The sequence below is a fragment of the Rhodococcus sp. 5G237 genome (genome assembly GCF_053764735.1).
Window position 1 is genome coordinate 364,204 of the sequence record NZ_JBSNCD010000003.1, and the last position, 21,814, is coordinate 386,017.

Annotated in this window: 16 protein-coding genes; 9 read left to right on the plus strand and 7 right to left on the minus strand. The window is 69.3% G+C overall.

The features are described 5' to 3' along the window. Positions 1–15 precede the first annotated feature (15 nt). The 4 genes from ACWPOC_RS08275 to ACWPOC_RS08290 all read right to left on the minus strand — a co-directional run bounded on the left by ACWPOC_RS08275 (position 16) and on the right by ACWPOC_RS08290 (position 4,535). Complete coding sequence (locus tag ACWPOC_RS08275; protein WP_120284082.1) at positions 16–948, minus strand: adenosine deaminase; 933 nt, start codon at positions 946–948, stop codon at positions 16–18. A 95-nt stretch (positions 949–1,043) separates the two neighbouring features. After that, complete coding sequence (locus ACWPOC_RS08280; RefSeq protein WP_060651666.1) at positions 1,044–1,805, minus strand: crotonase/enoyl-CoA hydratase family protein; 762 nt, start codon at positions 1,803–1,805, stop codon at positions 1,044–1,046. Between the two features lie 78 nt (positions 1,806–1,883). Next, positions 1,884–2,927 carry a class I adenylate-forming enzyme family protein gene (locus ACWPOC_RS08285; RefSeq protein ID WP_120281905.1) on the minus strand — a complete coding sequence of 348 codons (1,044 nt, stop codon included), beginning with the start codon at positions 2,925–2,927 and terminating at the stop codon, positions 1,884–1,886. Positions 2,928–3,059: 132 nt separating this feature from the next. Next, positions 3,060–4,535, minus strand: a complete 1,476-nt coding sequence (locus ACWPOC_RS08290; protein ID WP_120284078.1) for a DHA2 family efflux MFS transporter permease subunit — start codon at positions 4,533–4,535, stop codon at positions 3,060–3,062. Positions 4,536–4,629: 94 nt separating this feature from the next. On the opposite strand from ACWPOC_RS08290, the gene ACWPOC_RS08295 reads away from it, so the two are divergent. Together ACWPOC_RS08295 and ACWPOC_RS08300 are read left to right on the plus strand one after the other, a co-directional pair. Next, on the plus strand, positions 4,630–5,325 hold the full coding sequence (locus ACWPOC_RS08295; RefSeq protein ID WP_120284080.1) for a GNAT family N-acetyltransferase: 696 nt from the start codon (positions 4,630–4,632) through the stop codon (positions 5,323–5,325). A gap of 25 nt (positions 5,326–5,350) precedes the next feature. Further along, the gene (locus ACWPOC_RS08300; protein WP_120281904.1) at positions 5,351–6,370 is read left to right on the plus strand and encodes a glutathione S-transferase family protein; all 1,020 of its coding nucleotides are present in this window, start codon (positions 5,351–5,353) and stop codon (positions 6,368–6,370) included. A 16-nt stretch (positions 6,371–6,386) separates the two neighbouring features. On the opposite strand, the gene ACWPOC_RS08305 is transcribed toward ACWPOC_RS08300, so the two are convergent. Both ACWPOC_RS08305 and ACWPOC_RS08310 read right to left on the minus strand, forming a co-directional pair. Beyond that, on the minus strand, positions 6,387–6,851 hold the full coding sequence (locus ACWPOC_RS08305) for a VOC family protein (protein WP_455408397.1): 465 nt from the start codon (positions 6,849–6,851) through the stop codon (positions 6,387–6,389). Continuing rightward, the gene (locus ACWPOC_RS08310; protein WP_455408398.1) at positions 6,848–7,708 is read right to left on the minus strand and encodes a helix-turn-helix domain-containing protein; all 861 of its coding nucleotides are present in this window, start codon (positions 7,706–7,708) and stop codon (positions 6,848–6,850) included. The genes ACWPOC_RS08305 and ACWPOC_RS08310 overlap by 4 nt, the downstream gene beginning before the upstream one ends. Positions 7,709–7,765: 57 nt before the next feature. Between ACWPOC_RS08310 and ACWPOC_RS08315 the strand changes: the two genes are divergently transcribed. From ACWPOC_RS08315 to ACWPOC_RS08345, 7 genes are all read left to right on the plus strand, one after another. Next, the gene (locus tag ACWPOC_RS08315) at positions 7,766–8,500 is read left to right on the plus strand and encodes a hypothetical protein (protein ID WP_455408399.1); all 735 of its coding nucleotides are present in this window, start codon (positions 7,766–7,768) and stop codon (positions 8,498–8,500) included. Positions 8,501–8,520: 20 nt separating this feature from the next. Beyond that, a complete protein-coding gene (locus tag ACWPOC_RS08320) occupies positions 8,521–9,309 on the plus strand; it encodes an alpha/beta fold hydrolase (RefSeq protein ID WP_120284074.1) in 789 nt (262 codons plus the stop codon). Positions 9,310–9,475: 166 nt separating this feature from the next. Next, positions 9,476–10,486: an ATP-binding cassette domain-containing protein gene (locus ACWPOC_RS08325; RefSeq protein WP_455408473.1), complete on the plus strand. Its 1,011-nt coding sequence runs from the start codon at positions 9,476–9,478 to the stop codon at positions 10,484–10,486. Next, complete coding sequence (locus tag ACWPOC_RS08330; RefSeq protein WP_120281901.1) at positions 10,483–11,262, plus strand: ABC transporter permease; 780 nt, start codon at positions 10,483–10,485, stop codon at positions 11,260–11,262. The genes ACWPOC_RS08325 and ACWPOC_RS08330 overlap by 4 nt, the downstream gene beginning before the upstream one ends. 80 nt (positions 11,263–11,342) lie before the next feature. Continuing rightward, positions 11,343–15,185 carry an ABC transporter ATP-binding protein gene (locus tag ACWPOC_RS08335; protein ID WP_455408400.1) on the plus strand — a complete coding sequence of 1,281 codons (3,843 nt, stop codon included), beginning with the start codon at positions 11,343–11,345 and terminating at the stop codon, positions 15,183–15,185. 203 nt (positions 15,186–15,388) lie between these two features. Continuing rightward, positions 15,389–19,150, plus strand: a complete 3,762-nt coding sequence (locus tag ACWPOC_RS08340; protein ID WP_120281899.1) for a multifunctional oxoglutarate decarboxylase/oxoglutarate dehydrogenase thiamine pyrophosphate-binding subunit/dihydrolipoyllysine-residue succinyltransferase subunit — start codon at positions 15,389–15,391, stop codon at positions 19,148–19,150. Between the two features lie 169 nt (positions 19,151–19,319). Next, a complete protein-coding gene (locus ACWPOC_RS08345) occupies positions 19,320–21,113 on the plus strand; it encodes a thiamine pyrophosphate-requiring protein (RefSeq protein ID WP_455408401.1) in 1,794 nt (597 codons plus the stop codon). Here the strand turns inward: ACWPOC_RS08345 and ACWPOC_RS08350 are convergent. Continuing rightward, positions 21,070–21,765: a TetR/AcrR family transcriptional regulator gene (locus ACWPOC_RS08350; protein ID WP_455408402.1), complete on the minus strand. Its 696-nt coding sequence runs from the start codon at positions 21,763–21,765 to the stop codon at positions 21,070–21,072. The genes ACWPOC_RS08345 and ACWPOC_RS08350 overlap by 44 nt on opposite strands. Between the last annotated feature and the right edge of the window lie 49 nt (positions 21,766–21,814).

Consider the following 21,814-nt stretch of genomic DNA (forward strand, 5'->3'; position numbering starts at 1 on the left):
CTCACCCGGACGGACTCAGAGGAAGGCGGCATCCCACGAATTGCGCCGGAGCACATCCCGCTCGGCGTCGGTGAGACCCAGCTGATCCTTCAGCCCTGCGAGGTTGTCGTCGACGTAACCACCGAAATAGGCGGGATCGTCCGAGTGCACGCTCACCGACAGGCCCGCCTCGAGCATGCGGCGCAGCGGATGGTCGGCGAGCGTATCCACCACGCGGAGGCGGACATTCGAGAACGGGCAGACGGTGAGCGGAATACTCTCGTCGACCAGGCGCGCGACAAGTTCGGGATCCTCGAGCGAGCGGATGCCGTGGTCGATGCGCTCGGCGCCGAGGAGGTCGAGCGCCTGCCAGACGTATTCCGGAGGTCCCTCCTCCCCCGCGTGCGCCGTGATGTGCAGCCCTTCGGCCCGCGCCCGTGCGAAGACGTCCTCGAACAGCGACGGCGGGTGGCCGACCTCCGCCGAGTCCAGGCCGAGGGCGATGATCGGCGCGCCGAGGCGCAGCAGTTCGCCGAACACCTCGTGGGCTTCGGGCACGGGGCGATCGCGCACGATCGACGCGATCATCGCCGCATCGACCCCGAACTCCCGGTGTGCACCGGCGACCGCGTCGGAAAGCCCGGCCACGACCTCGGGCAGCGGAACACCGCGCGAGGTGTGGGCCTGCGGATCGAAGAAGAACTCCGCGCGGGTGACGCCCGCCCGCGCCGCACGAGCGAAATAGGCGCGGGCGAGGTCGGCGAAGTCCTGCGCGGTGCGCAGAACCTCCATGTTCGCGTAGTACAGGTCGAGGAACGACTGCAGATCGGTGAATTGGTAGCGGCTGCGCAGATCGTCGAGATCGCGATAGGGCAGCTCGATGCGGTTCCGCTCGGCGAGGGCGAGGATCAGTTCGGGTTCGAGCGTGCCCTCGATGTGCACGTGCAGTTCTGCGAATCCGTCGGTCACCTGATCCTCGCCATCTGTCGTTCCTTCGCCCTCGAGTGTCCGGCCGGTCAGCGGCCCTTCCGCACCGGAGCTCAGCGCCCCTTCCACACCGGAGCTCAGCGACCCTTCCACACAGGAGGCCGCTTCTCGGCGAAGGCGGTGGCGCCTTCACGCGCGTCCTCCGAGGTGAACACGGGTGCCATGATCTCCATCTGCTTCGCGAACGCCTCCTCGCTCGACCAGTCGGCCGAGCGGACGATGATCTCCTTGGTCGCCGCCACGGCGAGCGGTCCGTTCGCCGTGATGCGCTCGGCCAGTTCGAATGCACCCTCGAGTGCCCCACCGGGTTCGGTGAGGCGATTGACGAAACCGTATCCGTAGCCTTCCTCGGCGGTGAACGCGTCCCCGGTGAGAGCGAGTTCGAGGGCCTTCTGGTAGGGGATGCGCGACGGCAGGCGCAGCAGGCCACCGCCACCGGCGACGAGGCCGCGCTTGACCTCCGGGATGCCGAACTTCGCGTCCTTCGCGGCGACGACGAGATCGGTGGCCAGGACGAGTTCGGTTCCGCCGGCGAGGGCGAATCCTTCGACGGCGGAGATGAGCGGCTTGCGCGGCGGCGCCTCCGTGAAGCCGAGCCCCTTACCGGGTACCACCACGTTCTCGCCGGCGACGAACGCCTTGAGGTCCATGCCCGCGCAGAAGTTGCCGCCGGCGCCGGTGAGCACACCGACCGACAGGGAGTCGTCGCTGTCGAGTTGGTCGACCGCCTCGGCGAGCGCGTGGCTCACGGCGGCGTTGACGGCGTTGCGCGCCTCGGGCCGGTTGATGGTGATGACGAGAACGCGATCGCGTCGTTCGAGCAGGACTACGTCGGACATGGACACACCTCTCCACTACGGAAAATGCCGGTTCATCCGGTTACAGGCTGTATACCCGACGAGAACCTGTTGCAGGGTTCACGACACCCGGACGGCGATCTGCTCGACGAAGCCCTCGTCGTCGATGCGCACCTGATCGCCCGTGCGGAACCAGCCGTCGTCCGTGAATGCCTCGTCCGAGGCGCACGGATCGCGCCAGTAGCGGCGGGCCACGCTCGGTCCGCGACAGAGCAGTTCGCCCATGCCGTGCTCGGCATCGGGCCCGAGCAGCGCGACCTCGATCCCTCCGAACGGCACGCCGACACTGCGGGGATGGCGGGAGCGGTGTTCCGAGGGCAGCAGCAGACCGATCCCGCCCGTCTCGGCGACACCCCATCCCCGCACGAAGCGCGAGGCGGGGAAGGCGGCGCGGAGATGACGCCACGGTGCGCGGATCACGCGGGATCCCGAGACCACGACGGTCCCTCCGAAGGCGAGCGTGGGCAGCAACTGGACGCTGCATCCGACCGCCGTGGACAGCGGCGCCGTCAGCACGGTCCGCACGCCGTCGCCGACGAGATCCATCGCGTGGGCGACGGCCTCGATCGTCGACAGCACGTTGGTGTTGGTCAGTTCGACGCCGCGCAGTCCACCACCGGCGACGCGCACGTAGTAGAGGACCGCGAGTTCGTCCGGTGACGCACCTCCGTCGAGGAAGGCGACGCCGTCGGGCAGGTCGGAGTCCAGGGTGAGTACCGCACCGCTGTGGACCTCGATCTCCGCTGCTTCCTCGGGGCTGCAGCTCGGGTCGGGGAGCACCGGGACGCCCCCGGCAAGAACCACGCCGAGGAACCCGATCAACCAGCGGACCCCGTTCGGCTGACAGATGACCACCCGGTCGGCGGGGCCGACTCCCTGATCGAGGAGACCACCGGCGACGCGGGCGGCGGCGGCCCACAGTTCGCGGTAGGTGAGTGTGCGGCCGCACCGGTCGACGACCGCGACGCGGTTCGCGAAACGCAGCGCACTCCGGTCGAGCAGCTCGGCGAGGCACGGCTCCAGGCAGTCGTACTGGAGGATGCCGCTGTCGCGGCGAGTGACCCGATCGTCCCGGAGCCACCGACTCCCTGCAGGAATTTCCACTACGGCCACCGACATGCCACCTCCCGCCCGGCGTGCGTGCCTGCACTATATGGCGCGGATCACAGCCATGTGAGGAAACGGCGGGTCACGGACAACCGGGAAGGTGCCACAGGGTGGTCGTCGGAACGTCCGTCAGGCGCTCGCTGCTGCCGAACGCTCTTCGGCGGCGCGCTGTTCCTTCTGGCTTGCGGGACGGTCGAAGGCGAGTACGGCCACGAGCCCGATGAGCAGGATGCCTGCGGGCAGCCACAACGATTCGGCCATCGCCGCGGCGAACGGTTCGCGCAGGGGCTCCGGCAGGACCGCGCCGGACGTCTCCATCTCCGCCGTACCTCCTCCCCCGCCGACACCGTTGGCACTCAACCGCGCCGCCATGATCGCGCCGAGAGCGGCACTGCCCATCACCGCGCCCACCTGACGCGTCGTGTTGTACACACCGGAACCCGCCCCGGCCCGGCTCGGTGCGAGACCGTTCGTCGCGGTGGCGGAGAGCGGCGACCAGATGCCCGCGTTCGCTACTCCGATCAGGGCGATCGGCAGCAGCAACTGCCAGATCTCCGCGTCGGGAGTCATCACGAGGGCGAGCCAACCCAGCCCGATCGTGAGCAGCGAGAAGCCGGTGCCGGCGATCAGCCGCGGATGGACCCGGTCGACGAGGCTGCCCACGAGCGGCGCGAGCACACCGCTGAAGACCGCCATCGGCACCATGAGCATCGCGGCGCCGGTCGGGCTCAGACCGCGCACCGACTGGGCGTAGAACATGATCGGCAGCATGACGCCGGTGATGGCGAATCCCATCGTCGCGATGCCGATGTTCGCCAGCCCGAAGTTGCGGTCCCGGAACAGCGACAACGGTACGAGCGGTTCACCGCGGTTGCGCGACTGCTGGGCGACGAACACGACGAGCAACACGATGCCCAGTCCGATCAGCGCCCACACGCGGGCGGTCCACTCGAACGAGTTGCCCTCCTGGATCCCGAACACGAGACAGAACAGGCCGGCACCGCTGAGCAGCATGCCGAGCACGTCGAACCGGTGCGGGCTCGTGGGCAGCACCGGCACGTACCGCACGGCGAGCGCGAACCCGACGATCCCGACGGGCACGTTCACGAAGAAGATCCACTCCCAGCCCAGTCCGTCGACCAGGACACCGCCGGCGAGCGGCCCGACGAGTGTCGCGACCCCGGCCACGGCGCCCCACAGGCCCATCGCGGTCCCGCGCCGCTCACGCGGGAAGATCCGCGTCACCACGGCCATGGTCTGCGGCGACATGAGCGCCGCGCCGAACCCCTGGAACACGCGGGCGACGATGAGCATCTCGATCGTCGACGAGAAACCGCACCACAACGACGCGATCGTGAACAGCACCAGTCCGCAGAGGTAGACCCGGCGCTGACCGAAGCGGTCACCGAGGCGACCCGTCACGAGCAGCGGCACCGCATAGGCGAGCAGATACGCGCTCGTGACCCACACGACTGCAGCGATGTCGGCTCCGAAGGTCCGCATGATCGCCGGGTTGGCGACGGCGACGATCGTGCTGTCCACCAGGATCATGAAGAAGCCCAGGCACAGGGCGCCCAACGCCGCCCATCGGGCACCGTCGGACATCTCCACCGCCACATCGGACCCGCGTTCGCGCGTGCCCACCTCGCTGTCGTCGCTCACCGGACCTCTCCCCTCGTCGGCGGTCTACGGTAGCGGGGTGGACCCGCACATCTCGAGCATCGCCGCCCTCGCGTGGTGTCGTGCACTGGGCCTACCCGACGGCGCCCTCGTCGAACCCGGGTGCGTCACGCGCATCGACGACTCGGTCCGCGACGTCCGACTGCTCGCCGTGGGACGCACCACCGCGATCGTCGGACCCGGCACCGCGGTCTTCCGCCTCGCGGCCGAACCCGACCCGGCCGAGATCGACGCCCCGAACGCCGAGCTCGTCGTGGCAGGCCACGCGGGTCGCACGGAGATCCTTGCTCTGTGCACCGACTGGATCGACGCGACACGCGTCGAGAACCCGCTCATCTCCGACGACCCCGAGGACCTCGCCGAGCTACTGCGGTGCTGCCCGCCCGACGACGTCACCGAGGCAGAATTGTCGCCGACGGGACCGTCGCGCGTGTTCGTGTTGCTCGACGACGATCACCGTCCCCTCGCCGGCGCGGCCTACAGCGAACTCGGGTCGTTGCTGGCCGACGTGCGGGTGCTGACGACACCGCCGGCGCGCCGGCTCGGGCTCGCCTCGACGGTCGCGACGCTGGCGACCCACGACGCGCTCGATGCCGGACTCGTCCCGCTGGCCCGCATGCGCCGCGACAACCGCGGTGCCCGGACGGTCGCGGCGGTGTCGGGATACGACATCTGGGGAACCCTCGTGACGGTTCGGGTTCCACCCGGGAAGTGACGAGTGTGCGCGGAAGGATGCGTAGGTGACCGAGAACAAGTACGTCGAGCCGGGTGCGGAGTTCACCCGGGACACCAACTACATCCCCACCCGCATCACCGCGGACGGGCGCGACGGCTATCCCGTCGAGTCGGGGCGGTACCGGCTCGTCGCCGCCCGGGCGTGTCCGTGGGCCAACCGCACCCTGATCGTGCGGCGGCTGCTCGGTCTCGAGGACGCTCTGTCGCTGGGACTGTGCGGCCCGACGCACGACGAGCGCAGCTGGACGTTCGACCTCGACCCGGGTGGGGTCGACCCCGTCCTCGGCATCCCGCGACTGCAGGACGCGTACTTCGCGCGCTTCCCGGGATACGACCGCGGCATCACCGTCCCGGCCGTCGTCGACGTGCCCACCGGGCAGGTCGTGACGAACGACTACCCGCAGATCACCCTCGACTTCTCCACCGAGTGGACGCAGTTCCACCGCGAGGGCGCCCCTGATCTGTATCCGGAGGAGCTGCGGGACGAGATCGACGAGGTGGCGGAGCTCGTCTACCAGGACGTCAACAACGGCGTGTACCGGTGCGGTTTCGCCGGTTCGCAGGAGTCCTACGACAAGGCCTTCGATCGGCTCTTCGCCCGCCTCGACTGGCTCGAGGAACGCCTCGGGGCGCAGCGCTATCTCGTGGGCGAGACCATCACCGAGGCCGATGTGCGCCTGTTCACCACGCTCGTCCGGTTCGATCCCGTCTACCACGGGCACTTCAAGTGCAACCGGAACCGGCTGGCGGACTTCCCGGCGCTGTGGGCCTATGCGCGCGATCTGTTCCAGACACCCGGCTTCGGCGACACCATCGACTTCGTGCAGATCAAGCAGCACTACTATCTCGTGCACACCGACGTCAATCCCACGGGCATCGTGCCGAAGGGACCGGATCTGTCGAACTGGCTCGATCCGCACGGCCGTGAGGCGCTCGGCGGGCGGCCGTTCGGGGACGGCACACCGCCGCCCCCGCCGCGTCCGAGCGAGGTGGTCCCCGAAGGGCACGGCACGGTCGCCCGCTGATCCCCTGCGACGGTTCCTATGGCCGACGGGGTCGGTAGGTGCCGATCGTCCAGTACACGCCGTGCGGGTCGCGGCAGGTGAACCCGTGCGATCCGTAGTCCTCGTCGTGGAGTTCGACGGTCACGGTCGCGCGGACCGCCGGGTCCTCCGCCTGCGCCGAGGCGAGCACCCTCTCGTACAGGGCATCGACGGTGGCGTCGTCGGGAAGCACGAGATAGGCGGTGCCCTTGTCGGCGTGCTGGTCGAGCGGCGACCCGCGACCGGTCGAGCCGAGCATGACCCCTCCGCCGTGCGGCCAGAGCAGGGCTGCGTGGTCGACGCGGTCCCCTTCCCCGTAGACCTCCGCTTCGGCGAACCCGAGGGTCTCCACGAGGAAACGGATCGCGCCCCGGGCGTCGGTGTAGGCGAAGCACGGCCACACCGTGTCGAGGGTGGGTGCGACGGTGGCCGACTGCTGCGTGGAATTCGTTGTGTTCGTCATGCCTTCGAGTGTCGGCCCGGATCGTCTCGATCGTCTTGGACGAATGGGAACACCTCGTCCTCGAGCCACCGCGACGGCGGGACGCCCGCCAGATCGCGCCAGTCGCGGGCGAGATGCGCCTGGTCGTAGAAGCCGCACTCGGCGGCGACATCGGCGAGGCGGCGGCCGGGGTCGGCCCGCAGCATCCGTCGCGACCGGTCGAAGCGCGCCACCCGGGCCACGTCCTTCGGGGACAGTCCGAACTCGGCGGCGCACCGGTTCGCGAGGTGTCGCCTGCTCCATCCGAGTTCGTCCGCGACGGCACCGACCGGGCGGGCCGGGTCCGTCACGAGCAGGTGCCAGGCGTGGACGAGGTGCCCGTCCGGGCTCGTCGACCGTGCGGCGACCAGGCGGCGGGTGAGAATCCGGTCGAGGACGGCGAACCGCTCGTCCCACGATTCGGCCGCGGAGATCCGGTCGAACAACTCCCGGCCGTCGGCGCCGATGACGTCCTCGAGATCGACGGCCCACGGACCGAGCGCGGCGGCGGGCGCACCGAGCAGGGCGCGGGCACCCGCGGGGGTGAGCGCGAGTTGGATCCCGTGCTGCCGTCCGTGGTGGACGATGGGCACCGGTTGCGTCGACAACCCTCCGGCGAGCGTGTCGAAACGTTCCGGGCACCGTCCGTCGCCCCGCGAGAGTTCGACGGGTTCGGAGATCGTGAGGATTACGGTGACCTCCGGAGAGGGCATACCCAGATGGGTCCCCGGCGGGAAACCGTCGAGCCGATACCCCTCGTACGACCGTACGTAGGGTGTCAGCAGGGGTGTCGGACGCCGCCTGGCGCCGTCCGACACACCGACTGCGGACCCGGTCATGGCACCAGCGTAGTGAGAGCAGTCCGGAAGACAAGAGCACCGGAGAACAGGGGCACGATGAGCAACAAGGCAGGCGTCGCAGAGGCCTTTATCGTCAAGATGCTGGACAACGGCGCGAGGCTGCAGGGTCCTGCGGTGGCCAAGTACGTCGATCTCATGCGGCGCTCGCACCCCGACGAGTCCCCGGCGCAGATCATCGAGCGGCTCGAGAAGCAGTTCCTGCTGACCGTCACCGGCAGCGGGTCCGCGGCGGGCGCGACCGCGGCCTTCCCCGGCATCGGGACGCTCGCGGCCATCGGCGCGGTCGGCGCCGAGACGGCTTTCTTCTTCGAGGCGTCCGCGCTGCTCACCCTGGCCATCGCGTCGGTGCACGGGATCGAACCCCACAACCACGAGCAGCGCCGCGCGCTGGTGCTCGCCGTCTCCCTCGGTGACGCCGGCCGGGAGATCGTCGCGACCGCGACCGGCGCGTCGCTGCGGAACTGGCCCAAGGCCCTGACCACCGGTGCGGGAGGCACCCAGCTGAAGACGCTGAACAATTCCCTGGTCAAGAAGTTCATCCGCCGGTACTTCGCCAAGCGCAGTCCGCTGCTGATCGGCAAGCTCGTCCCCGCGGGCATCGGTGCCGCGATCGGTGGCGTCGGCAACCGTGCGCTGGGCAAGCGCACTATCCAGAACGCCCGCGACGCCTTCGGTGCGCCTCCGGCCGCGTGGCCCGCCGTCCGTCCCGTTCTCCCGGCGAGCGGAGAGGCACCGGCGCTCGATGCCGGCGTTCCGGTCCCGAAGGACTGACCGTGCCGATCGGCGGGAAGATGTTCGTACGGGAGTCCGGTGCGGGACCGCGCACCGTCGTCCTGCTGCACGGCTTCTCCGATCACGGCGGTACGTGGTGCAAGGTCGCGCCGGCGATCGCCGAGCGGCACCGGGTGCTCACGGTCGACCTGCCCGGTTTCGGGCGCAGCGCGCAGCACTGGGAGACACCCGTGCTCGACCACTACGTCGACGTCCTGGCCGACCTCGTCGACGACGTTCCCGAACCGGTGTCGCTGGTGGGGAACTCGCTCGGTGCGGTGACCGCGCTGGTGTTCGCGTCGGTCCACCCGTCCCGGGTCGGCCGCGTGGTGCTCGCCGACATGCCGGGTCTCGCCGGAATCCCCCGGTGGTGGACGCGGGGTGCGAGCATGCCGGTCGAACTGTCGCGCCTGCTGTTGCGTCCGCTGCCCGCCCCGGTGATGCAGCAGGCCATGGGTGCCCTGTACGCGCGGGCCGCCGTGCACCGACGCGGCACCTTCGACCGGGCGGCGCGCACGGCGTTCGCGGCGAACTACGCGACCCGCGAGCAGGTCGACACGCTGCTGACCGTGGGCCGGCACGCGATCGGTGAGCTCGGCCGACTGCCGATCCCGGAGATGGTGCACGCCCTCGACATGCCGGCCCTGCTGGTGTGGGGTGCACGCGACCGGTTGACGCCCGCTCACGCCGCGCGACGGGTGCAGGCCGGGGGCCGGAGACGGGTGGTGATCATCCCTGATGCCGGGCACTGTCCTCAGCTCGACGCGCCCCGCGAGTTCCTCGACGCTGTCCTGCCCTTCCTCGACTGACCCGTAAGCTCACGGCGACCGCGGCACGAGCCGCACCCACATCTCGACGACGCGGGGGTCCGAATCCGTGACAGCACCGTCAGCGCAACCGCCGTACGGCACACCCGATCCCCGGGTGCCCTCGGGGGCACCGGGCACGGGGATCACCGTCCACGGCCTGAGCAGGATGTTCGGTGACCACACGGCCGTATCGAATCTGTGGTTCACGGTGCCGCCGGGCTCGATCACCGGTTTCCTCGGCCCCAACGGATCGGGCAAGACCACCACGCTCGGCATGATGCTCGGACTCGTCCGGCCGAGCGCCGGGAACGCCTTCGTCGACGGCGTGCCGTTCACCTCGCTGCGGCAGCCTGCACAGGTCGTCGGGGCGGTGCTCGACGCGCGCAGCGCCCACCCGAAGCACCGGGCGCTGACACACCTGCAGGTCTATTGCGCCGCGATCGGCGTGCCCGACGAGCGGGCGAGGCAGATGCTCGATCTCGTCGGCCTGGGGTCGGTCGCGCGACGTCGTATCGGCGAGTTCTCCCTCGGCATGCGGCAGCGACTCGCCCTGGCGACGGCCCTGCTCGGACAACCGCGTTATCTCGTGCTCGACGAACCGGCGAACGGACTCGACCCCGAGGGCATGGCATGGCTGCGCGACTTCCTCCGCGCGTTCGCCGCCAACGGCGGGACCGTGCTGATCTCGAGCCACATCCTGCGGGAGATCGAGCAGCTGGCCGACCGCCTCGTGATCATCGCGAACGGTCACCTGGTCGCGGAGACCTCGATGACCGACCTGCGCGACGCCTACCGCTCGCGGGTGTTCGTCGCGGCCTCCGACCCGGCCCGCCTCGCGACCGCGCTCGCCGCGGCCGGGCACACCGACGCGCAGGTGCAGCAGGACGGACGGCTCGCGGTGGTCGGCGTGACTCCCGACCGCATCGCCGAGATCGCCGCGACCGCGGAGGTGACGCTGTTCGGGACGAGTGTCGAGCACGTCGATCTCGAGCAGGTCTACCTCGCGATGACGGCGGGTCGGTATGCGGCCGCGCCGGTCGCGCAGTATCCGGGGCACGGCCGGCAGTATCAGCCCTACCCGAACGCACAGCAGTACCCGAACGCACAGCAGTACCCGCAGCCGCAGTGGGGGCAGCCGAACCGACCGCCGGCCGGGCAAGGAGGTCCCACCGCATGACCGTGCTTCTCACCGCCGAGTTCCGCAAGGTCCTGAGCCTGCGCTACTGGTGGATCCTCGGCATCGCACCACTGCTGGTGGGTCTGTTCTGCGGCGCGCTGACGCTGCCGGTCGCGCGGCAACTCGAACTCGGTTTCGGTGACGGTTTCGCCGAGGCCGTCGCCGCCGCGGTCGGTATCTCCCTCTCGTTGTCGCTGGTGTTCCTGTTCGCCGCGATCTTCGGTGCGGTGGCGACGGGCAGCGAGTTCGCGCACCGAACGATCGTGACGACCTTCCTCACCGCGCGGGGACGCGACCGGGTCGTCGGGGTGAAGTTCGCGACCGTCGCCGTGATCGGGTTGTTGTACTGCATCGTCACGGAAGTCGCGGCGGCCGCGACGCTCGTGTTGTTCGGTGGGGGCTTCGACGGTGCCGACCTCGGTTCGGTCGCCAAGGTGATGGGCATCGGTCTGTTCTGCGCGCTGATGTGGTCGCTCATCGGAGCGGGGCTGGGTCTGCTCACACGGTCGACGACGGGCAGTGTGCTCGCGATCTGCGCGTGGGTGCCGTTCGGGGAGCTGATGGTCTCGGTCGTCCTGCACGGTCTCGGTCTCGGCGCGATCGCGTCGTATCTGCCGGCGCAGGTCACCTGGTACGTGCTGTTCTCGGCGGTGTCGATGCCCGAGGACGTGACGCTGGAGATGACGTGGCCGGCGGCTCCGCTGCTTCTGATCCTCTGGACCGTGGTGCTGGGCGGCCTCGGCTGGTGGCGCGCCCGCACCGCCGACGTCGTCTGACACCTTCGATCACCTGCGTCTCCGGCCCTCCCGGGCGGCTCCGACGTGCCCTGTCGTGACTCGGCGCTAATGTCGGTTCGATGGCACACGACCCGATTCCGCGCTCGCCGGGATGGATTTCCCGGCTCGTCGCCGAATGCCTGAAACACCGCAGAACAGCCGTCGGGGCGCTGGCCGTCACCGTCGTCGCTGCCCTGATCGACATCACCTTCCCACTGCTGACGAAGGTCGCGGTCGACAGCGCCACCGGGCGGGGCGACGTGCCCGCCGACGACCTGCGCCTGATCGGGCTGGCGGCGGCTGCGATCGCGGCCGGTGCGGTGATCCGGTTCGGCTGCCAGTACGGGCGTCGCATGCTCGCCGGACGCCTGTCGCTCGACGTGCAGCACGACCTGCGGTTGCACCTGCTCGGCTCGCTCCAACGTCTCGACGGCCACGGTCAGGACCGCATCCGCACGGGTCAGGTGGTCTCGCGGTCCATCACCGACCTGCAACTCGTGCAGGGCCTGCTCGCGATGGTGCCGATGTCGGCGGGTGCGCTGCTGCAGTTCGTGCTCGCGCTGGTGATCATGACGACCCTCTCGCCGCTGCTCACACTGGTCGCGGTGGTCATCGTTCCGATCATCGCGGGTCTCGTCCGGGTCGTGCGCCCGAAGCTGTTCGCCGCGACCTGGTCGGCGCAGCAGCGCGCGGCCGATCTTGCCCAGCACGTCGAGGAAACGGTCACGGGCGTGCGGGTGGTGAAGGGCTTCGGGCAGGAGTCGCACGCCGTCGACCAGCTCGAGGAGCACGGTCGCAGGCTGTACGCGGAGCGTCTGCGTGCCGCCCGGATCAACGCGTGGTTCTCGGCGCCGATGGGTGCGATCCCACAGTTCGGGCTCGTCGCGACCATCGCGCTCGGCGGCTGGCTCGCCCTCGAGGGCGGAATCACCGTGGGCACCTTCGTGGCGTTCACCGCCTATGTGGCGACGATGACGGGGACGACCCGCACCCTCTCCCAGGTCGTGATCATGGCGCAGTTGTCCCGCGCCGCCGTCGAGCGGGTGTACGAGGTGATCGACACCGAACCCGATGTCGCCGATCCCCCGCATCCCGTCGAGCTGCCCGACGGTCCGCTCGGGGTGCACCTGGAGGACGTGACGTTCGGCTTCGACGACGACCGGCACGTACTGCGCGGCCTCGACCTGGAGATCGCGCCCGGCGAGACCGTCGCGATCGTCGGCCCGGCCGGGTCGGGCAAGACCGTGCTGTCGCTGCTGCTCCCCCGCTTCTACGCGCCGCACCACGGGTCGGTGTGCCTGACCGCGGACGGCCGCGACATCGACGTCGCCACGCTCCGCGCCGACGATCTGCGCGGGGCGGTCGGCCTCGTCTTCGACGAGCCGTTCCTGTTCTCCGACACGGTCGCGTCCAACATCGCTCTCGGCCGGCCCGACGCATCGGACGACGAGATCCGCGCCGCGGCCGCAGCGGCACGCGCCGACGACTTCGTCGAGGCCCTCCCCGAGGGCTACGACACGGTCGTCGGTGAACGCGGCCTGACCCTGTCCGGCGGGCAGCGGCAGCGGGTCGCGCTGGCGCGGGCACTGCTCGTCGATCCGCGGGTGCTGATCCTCGACGACGCGACCTCGGCGGTCGACGCCGAGACGGAGGCCGCGATCTACGGCGCGTTGCGGGCGGGCCGGCGCCGCACGACCCTCGTGCTCGCCCATCGGCGGTCGACGCTCGCGCTCGCCGACCGGGTCGCCGTGCTCGACGAGGGGCGCATCGTCGACATCGGGACGGTCGACGAACTCGAGGAGCGCAGTCCCGTCTTCCGGCGTCTGCTCTCGACCGACGACGACGCCGCACCGGCACCGGAACGCCCCGTCCCCGCCGGTGAGTTGTGGCCCGACGAACCGGACGACGACGAACTGTCCGGGACCGTCCGGAACCCACCGGCCGTCGGTGGAGGTCGCGGCGGACCGGCGGGCGGTGGTGGCCGCGGCGGGCCGGTGTCCGGTGCGCTCGGCGCGGTCGCCCCGACCCCGGAACTGCGCGCGGCCGTCGACGCGCTTCCCCCGGCCACCGAGACGCCCGGACACGATCCGGCCCTGCAGTCCGAGGCCCTGCGCCTGCCCGACCCGCAGTTCCGGTTGCGGACGACGCTGCGCCCGGTGCGTGCACTGCTGGCGGTCGTCGTGCTGTGCCTGGCGGTGGAGTCGCTGACGAGCATCGCGTTCCCGTCGCTGGTGCGGTACGCCGTCGACCGCGGAGTGACCCCGGGCGATCCGTCCCGGCTGTGGCAGGCGACCGCCGCAGGTGTGGTGCTCGCGCTGCTCGGCTGGTTCGTGGTCGCGATCCTCACGGTGCTCACCGCGCGGGCGGGCGAACGGGTGTTGTTCGGGCTGCGCGTGCGCTCGTACGCGCACCTGCAACGGCTCGGACTCGACTACTACGAACGCGAACTGTCGGGCCGGATCATGACGCGGATGACGACCGATGTGGATGCGCTGTCGCAGTTCATCCAGACCGGCCTGTCCACCGCGGTCGTGGCGGTGCTCACGCTCACCGGTATCTCGATCGCCCTGATCGCCACCGACCTGTCCCTGGCCCTGGTGGTGCTGGCGGTGCTGCCCGTGCTGGTCGGCGCAACCCTGTGGTTCCGGAAGGTCTCCGGGACGGCGTACGCGCAGTCCCGCGAACGCATCTCCCTGGTGAACGCGGATTTCCAGGAAAACGTCACGGGTCTGCGCGCCGCCCAGGCCTACCGCAGGGAGGAGACCGCGGCGCGGCGGTTCGCCGAGCGCGCGGAGGCCTATCGGCGCAGTCGCCTACGGTCGCAGCGGGCGATCTCGCTGTACTTCCCGTTCATCACCTTCCTGTCCGATCTGGCGCTCGCGGCGGTCGTCTTCGTCGGCGCCCGGGAGGTGGCGTCGGGCGCGGTCGGCCCCGGTGTGCTGATCGCGTTCGTGCTGTATCTGAACCTGTTGTTCGCGCCCATCCAGCAGTTGTCGCAGGTCTTCGACGGCTACCAGCAGGCGCGGGTCGGTCTGCGCCGGATCGGCGACCTGTTGCGGACCGAGAGCTCGCTCGAGTCTGCCGAGGAGGGCACGGTCACCATCATCGGGCACCTCCGAGGCGACGTCGACCTGCGGCAGGTGGGCTTCCGGTACAGCGAGGCCGATCGTGAGGCGCTGAGCGATGTGGACCTGTCGATCCCGGCCGGGTCGACGGTCGCCCTGGTGGGCCGCACCGGCGCCGGGAAGTCGACGGTCGTCAAACTGCTCGCCCGGTTCTACGACCCGACGTCCGGTTCGGTGCGGGTGGACGACACCGATCTGCGCCGTTACCGCCTGCGCGACTATCGGGGCCGGCTCGGTGTGGTGCCGCAGGAGGCGCACCTGTTCACGGGCACAGTGGCGACCAACATCGCCTACGGCCGGCCCGACGCGACGCGCGAGGAGATCGAATCGGCCGCGCGCGCCGTGGGGGCGCTGGACATGATCGCGGGTCTCGCCGGCGGCATGAACCATGCGGTCGGTGAGCGCGGTCAGGGTCTGTCGGCGGGCCAGCGTCAGCTCATCGCGCTCGCGCGCGCCGAACTGGTGGATCCCGATCTGCTGCTGCTCGACGAGGCCACCGCGACCCTCGATCCCGCCACCGAGAAGGCGGTGCTCGAGGCGGGTGCGCGGGTGGCCCGCTCACGGACGGCCGTGGTGGTGGCGCACCGTCTCGCGACCGCCGCACGCGCCGATCTCGTGGTGGTCGTCGACGACGGCCGTATCGTCGAGTGCGGGCCCCACGACGAGCTCCGCCGAGCGGGAGGTCTGTACACCACTTTGTGGCAACTCGCTACCGGTGGTCTCGTTCCGGAGGAGCCCGAGGTCCTGCTCACTTCGACGACGGAAGGATCGAACATGAGATCATCCTCACGTTTGTAACGGGGTGCGCGCTGCGCCGATGCACCTTAGAGGGAATAATCGGCTCTCGAGAACCGTCATCGATGGAGACCCCATCGCACCAGATTGTGAGGTAGCCCACCGACATGCGCGGTCAGTTCGGATCGTCACATGCCACGGGCTAGCCTCATATTCACAGGCGCTCCGATCGGGTACCGAAGAAAGAAACGAGGCGAACAACTGCCGTGAGCAGCAGCTCTACATCACAGTTCGGACAGAACCAGTGGTTGGTTGACGAGATGTACCAGCGCTTCCAGGACGACCCTTCGTCCGTGGACGCGAGTTGGCACGAATTCCTCACCGACTATTCGCCGGAAGCCGCGGTGGCCGGAGGCACCAACGGCTCCGACACCGCCACGACCGAGAAGCCCGCGCCGAGCACAGCATCTGCGCCGAGTTCCTCCGCTTCGGCCCCCACCAAGCCTGCGCCGAAGGCCGAGACCAAGGCGGAGACCAAGGCCGCGCCTGCGAAGCCTGCACCGAAGGCGGAGACCAAGCCTGCGGCGCAGCCGAAGGCCCAGGCCGCGCCCGCGAAGCCGGCTCCCAAGCCCGCCGCGGCCCCGTCGGGCCAGGCCACCGAGGAGAAGAAGGTTCTGCGCGGCGCCGCTGCTGCCGTTGCGAAGAACATGAACGCCTCGCTGTCGATCCCGACGGCCACCAGTGTTCGCGCGGTGCCCGCGAAGTTGATGTTCGACAACCGCATCGTCATCAACAACCACCTCGCCCGCACCCGGGGCGGCAAGGTCTCGTTCACCCACATCCTCGGTTACGCGATCGTCCAGGCGGTCAAGGCGTTCCCGAACATGAACAACCACTTCGCCGAGGTCGACGGCAAGCCGAACCTCGTCGTGCCCGCGCACACGAACCTCGGTCTCGCGATCGACCTGCCCGGCAAGAACGGCCAGCGTTCGCTGGTCGTGGCGGCCATCAAGAACTGCGAGACGATGAACTTCGCGCAGTTCTACTCGGCCTACGAGGACATCGTGCGCCGCGCCCGCGACGGCAAGCTCACCGGCGACGACTTCTCCGGCGTCACGATCTCGCTGACCAACCCGGGCGGTATCGGCACCGTGCACTCGGTCCCGCGTCTGATGCAGGGCCAGGGCGCGATCATCGGCGCCGGCGCCATGGAGTACCCGGCCGAGTTCCAGGGTGCGTCCGACGCGCGGATCGCCGAGATGGGCATCGGCAAGCTGCTGACGCTCACCTCCACCTACGACCACCGCGTGATCCAGGGCGCGGAGTCGGGTGAGTTCCTGAAGAAGATCCACGAGCTGCTCATCAGCGACGACTTCTACGACGGCATCTTCCACACCCTGCACATCCCCTACGAGCCGGTCCGCTGGCGCAAGGACGTGCCGGAAGGCCTCGTCGACAAGCACACCCGTGTGCTCGAGCTCATCGCCGCCTACCGCAGCCGCGGCCACCTCATGGCCGACACCGATCCGCTGCAGTTCGTGCGCGACAAGTTCCGCTCGCACCCCGACCTCGACGTCACGACCCACGACCTGACGCTGTGGGATCTCGATCGCGAGTTCAACGTCGGTGGCTTCCACGGCCGCCAGAAGATGAAGCTGCGCGACGTGCTGTCGGTGCTGCGCGACGCGTACTGCCGCCACGTCGGTGTCGAGTACACCCACATCCTCGAGCCCGAGCAGCAGCAGTGGCTGCAGGAGCGCGTCGAGGCGCACCACGTCAAGCCGACGGTCGCCCAGCAGAAGTACATCCTGAGCCGCCTCAACGCCGCCGAGGCGTTCGAGACGTTCCTGCAGACCAAGTACGTCGGTCAGAAGCGCTTCTCGCTCGAGGGCGCCGAATCCGTCATCCCGATGATGGACGCGATCATCGATCAGGCCGCCGAGCACACGCTCGACGAGGTCGCCATCGCGATGCCGCACCGCGGTCGCCTGAACGTGCTCGCGAACATCGTCGGCAAGCCGTACTCGCAGATCTTCTCGGAGTTCGAGGGCAACCTGAACCCGGCCGCTGCGCACGGTTCCGGCGACGTGAAGTACCACCTCGGCGCCGAGGGCACCTACATCCAGATGTTCGGCGACAACGACATCAAGGTCTCGCTCACCGCGAACCCCTCGCACCTCGAGGCGGTCAACCCGGTGCTCGAGGGCCTCGTCCGCGCCAAGCAGGACATCCTCGACAAGGGTGAGGACGGCTTCACCGTCCTGCCGCTGCTCCTGCACGGCGACGCTGCGTTCGCCGGTCAGGGCGTCGTCGCGGAGACCCTCAACCTCGCGCTGCTGCGCGGCTACCGCACCGGCGGCACCGTGCACATCGTCGTCAACAACCAGGTCGGTTTCACCACCGCGCCGGAGCACTCGCGTTCGTCCGAGTACTGCACCGACGTGGCGAAGATGATCGGCGCGCCGATCTTCCACGTCAACGGCGACGACCCCGAGGCCTGCGTGTGGGTCGCGAAGCTCGCCGTGGACTTCCGCGAGAAGTTCCACAAGGACGTCGTCATCGACATGATCTGCTACCGCCGCCGCGGTCACAACGAGGGCGACGACCCGTCGATGACCCAGCCGGCGATGTACGACGTGATCGACACCAAGCGCAGCGTCCGCAAGAGCTACACCGAGGCCCTGATCGGCCGCGGCGACATCTCGCTCAAGGAAGCGGAAGACGCCCTGCGCGACTACCAGGGACAGCTCGAACGGGTCTTCAACGAGGTCCGCGAACTCGAGAAGTACCCGCCGGAGCCGTCGGAGTCGGTCGAGCTCGACCAGACCCCGCCGAAGCGCCTCGACACCTCCGTCGACCGGTCGGTGCTCGAGCGGATCGGCGACGCCTTCGCCGAGGCGCCCGAGGGCTTCACCGTCCACCCGCGCGTCAAGCCGGTGCTCGAGAAGCGTCGTGAGATGTCGCGTAACGGCAAGATCGACTGGGCGTTCGCCGAGCTGCTCGCGTTCGGTTCGCTGGCCGAGGAAGGCGCCCTGGTGCGCCTGGCCGGTCAGGACTCGCGTCGCGGCACGTTCACGCAGCGCCACTCGGTCATCATCGACCGCAAGACGGGCGACGAGTACAGCCCGCTCGCCTCGCTGGCCAACCAGGCCGGCAACGGCGGCCGCTTCATGGTCTACGACTCGGCGCTGACCGAGTTCGCGGGCCTGGGCTTCGAGTACGGCTACTCGGTGGGCAACCCCGACGCGCTCGTGCTGTGGGAGGCGCAGTTCGGCGACTTCGTCAACGGCGCGCAGTCCATCATCGACGAGTTCATCTCGTCCGGTGAGGCCAAGTGGGGTCAGCTCTCCGACGTCGTGCTGCTGCTGCCGCACGGCCACGAGGGCCAGGGTCCCGACCACACCTCGGGTCGTATCGAGCGCTGGCTGCAGCTGTGCGCCGAGGGCTCGATGACGGTCGCGGTTCCGTCGACCCCGGCGAGCTACTTCCACCTGCTGCGTCGCCATCACCTCGACGGCATCCGCCGTCCGCTGGTGGTGTTCACGCCGAAGTCGATGCTGCGCAACAAGGCCGCGGTCAGCAACGTCGAGGACTTCACGCAGGGCAAGTTCCGTTCGCTGCTCGAAGAGGTTCCCTACGAGGAGGGCACGGCCGATCGGTCGAAGGCCACTCGTGTGCTGCTGACCTCCGGCAAGATCTACTGGGAACTGCTGGCGAAGAAGCAGAAGGAAGGTCGTGACGACGTCGCGATCGTGCGCATCGAGCAGCTGTACCCGGTGCCGCGTCGCCGCATCGCCGAGACGCTCGAGCAGTACCCGAACGCCACCGAGTTCTTCTGGGTCCAGGAGGAGCCGGCGAACCAGGGTGCCTGGCCGTTCCTCGGCCTCGCGCTGCCGGAACTGCTGCCCGAGAAGCTCAGCGGTATCAAGCGCGTGTCGCGTCGCGCGATGTCGGCACCGTCGTCCGGTTCGAGCAAGGTCCACGCTGTCGAGCAGCAGGAGATCATCGAGAAGGCCTTCGGTCGCTAGAAGCTCCGTTTCGGATCCTTCGGGTCCTTGACGGTTCTCATGTGAGCCGGGTCGGTTCGTCCCCGCGAGGGGCGATCGACCCGGCTCACGCCTTTTCCGGTGCGTTTCGGACCGGGCACGACGGGCACCCTTCGGAGGACCCCCGATCGCGTCCTGCGAGGAGCTACCGATGGCGAATCCGACCGTGGCCGACTACCTGTTGCACCGCCTGCGCACGTGGGGGGTGGACCACGTCTTCGGATATCCCGGCGACGGCATCAACGGGATCCTCGCCGCCTGGACGCGCACCGGCAACGATCCGGTCTTCGTGCAGTCCCGGCACGAGGAGATGAGCGCCTTCGAGGCCGTGGGCTATGCGAAGTTCACGGGCCGGCCCGGGGTGTGCATGGCAACCTCCGGCCCGGGCGCGATCCATCTGCTCAACGGCCTGTACGACGCGAAACTCGACCACGTTCCGGTGGTGGCGATCGTGGGCCAGACCGACCGCTCCGCGATGGGCGGGTCGTACCAGCAGGAAGTGGACCTGCACACGCTGTACAAGGACGTGGCATCGGCGTTCGTGGAGACGGTGACGGTGCCCGAGCAGTTGCCGAACGTCCTCGACCGGGCGATGCGCACCGCCATCGCGTATCGCACGCCCACGGCCGTCATCATCCACGGCGACGTGCAGGAACTCGAGTACTCCCCGCCCGGCCACGAGTTCAAGATGGTGCCGTCGAGCGTCGGCTTCGATCGTCCCCGGATCGCACCGGACGACGACGCGATCCGGCGGGCGGCGGAGATCCTCAACGCCGGGGACAAGGTGGCGATGCTCGTCGGCAGCGGCGCCCGGGGTGCGCGGGCGCAACTCGAGCAGGTCGCGGACCTGCTCGGCGCCGGGGTGGCGAAGGCCCTGCTGGGCAAGGACGTGCTGTCGGACGAGTTGCCGTGGGTCACGGGCTCGATCGGGCTGCTGGGCACGCGGCCCACCCATGAGATGATGACCGGCTGCGACACGCTGCTCATCGTCGGTTCGTCCCTCCCCTACAGCCAGTTCCTGCCCGAATACGGCCAGGCCCGCTGCGTGCAGATCGACATCGACCCGAACATGATCGGGATGCGCTATCCGAACGAGGTCAACCTCGTCGCGGATGCCGCCGCCGCGCTCGACGCGCTCGTCCCGCTGCTGCAGCGCAAGGCGGATCGGTCGTGGCGTGAGGGCATCGAGCAGAACGTGCAGCGCTGGTGGCAGACGATGGGACAGCAGGCGGAGGTCGAAACGGAGTTCGTCAATCCGCTGCGGATGTTCGCCGAGGCCTCACCGCGACTGCCGGACGATGCGATCGTCACGGCGGACTCGGGTTCGGCCGCCAATTGGTATGCGCGCCAACTGCAGTTCCGTGGTGACATGCGCGGTTCGCTGTCGGGCACCCTCGCGACGATGGGTCCGGCGGTGCCGTACGGGATCGGCGCGAAGTTCGCGCATCCGGGTCGTCCGGTGGTCGCGTTCGCCGGCGACGGGGCGATGCAGATGAACGGCATGGCCGAGCTGATCACCATCCAGCGGTACTGGCAGCAGTGGGCGGACCCGAGGCTCGTCGTCGCGATCATCCACAACAACGACCTGAACCAGGTCACCTGGGAAATGCGTGCGATGGGTGGGGCACCGAAATTCGCGGAGTCCCAGTCGCTTCCGGACGTCGACTACGCCGCCTTCGCGCGCAGTCTCGGGTTGGGCGGCGAAACCGTGAAGTCCTCGGACGAGATGGGCTCGGCCTGGGATCGCGCGCTGGCCGCGGACCGCCCGACGGTGCTCGACGTGTACACCGATCCGGACATGCCACCGATCCCGCCGCACGCGACGTGGGAGCAGTTCACCGATGTCGCCAAGGCCGTGCTCGCCGGTGACGAGAACCGTTGGGGCTTCGTGAAACAGGGCGTCAAGACGAAGCTGCAGGAGTACCTTCCCGGAAACGATCGCTGAGAATCCCACCGTCCGGAGCATCGTCACCGGCCGGAGAGTGGAGCGAATGCGCCGCCAGCGCAACGCCGGACAGCGCCGCGATGGCCAGTTCGACGAACTCGTCGCGGGTGAGTTCGGGATCGCGTAGCCACGCGATGGTCGTGTCCTCGACGAAGGCCACCCAGCCGCGGACGGCGAGTCGCACCGCCGGCGTGGGCTCGATGCCGATGGCAGGCAGGTGCGCGACGGTCCGGTCGACCAGCGCCGTGCGGGTGTCCTCGAAGGCCGCCCTCATGTCGGGGTCGCCGCTGGTGGCGCCGCGCAGGATCGAGACGTACATGTCGCGGCGCCGGGTGACGTAGTCGACGTACGCGACGAGCGTGCCGCGCAGCATCTCGATCGGTTCGAGGCCCTCGTCCGGTGCGGTGTACTCGACGAGATCCCGACCGATGCATCGCACGAGTTCGACGTGGTAGTCGTGCTTCGAGGCGAAGTAGTGGAACAGCAGCCCCTTCGAGACCCCGGCCCGTTCGGCGACCTCGTCGACGGAGATCTGTTCGAGGGGCCGGTCGGCGAGCAGTTCGAGACCCTGCTCGATCAGCTGGGCCCGGCGTTGGGCGGGACCGAGACGGGTCCGGCGGGGTCCGGGATGGTCTTCTGTCACGTCCACCATGCAAACACCGTTATTGAATTATGGTCAACAAGTGTTGACCAGGTCACTG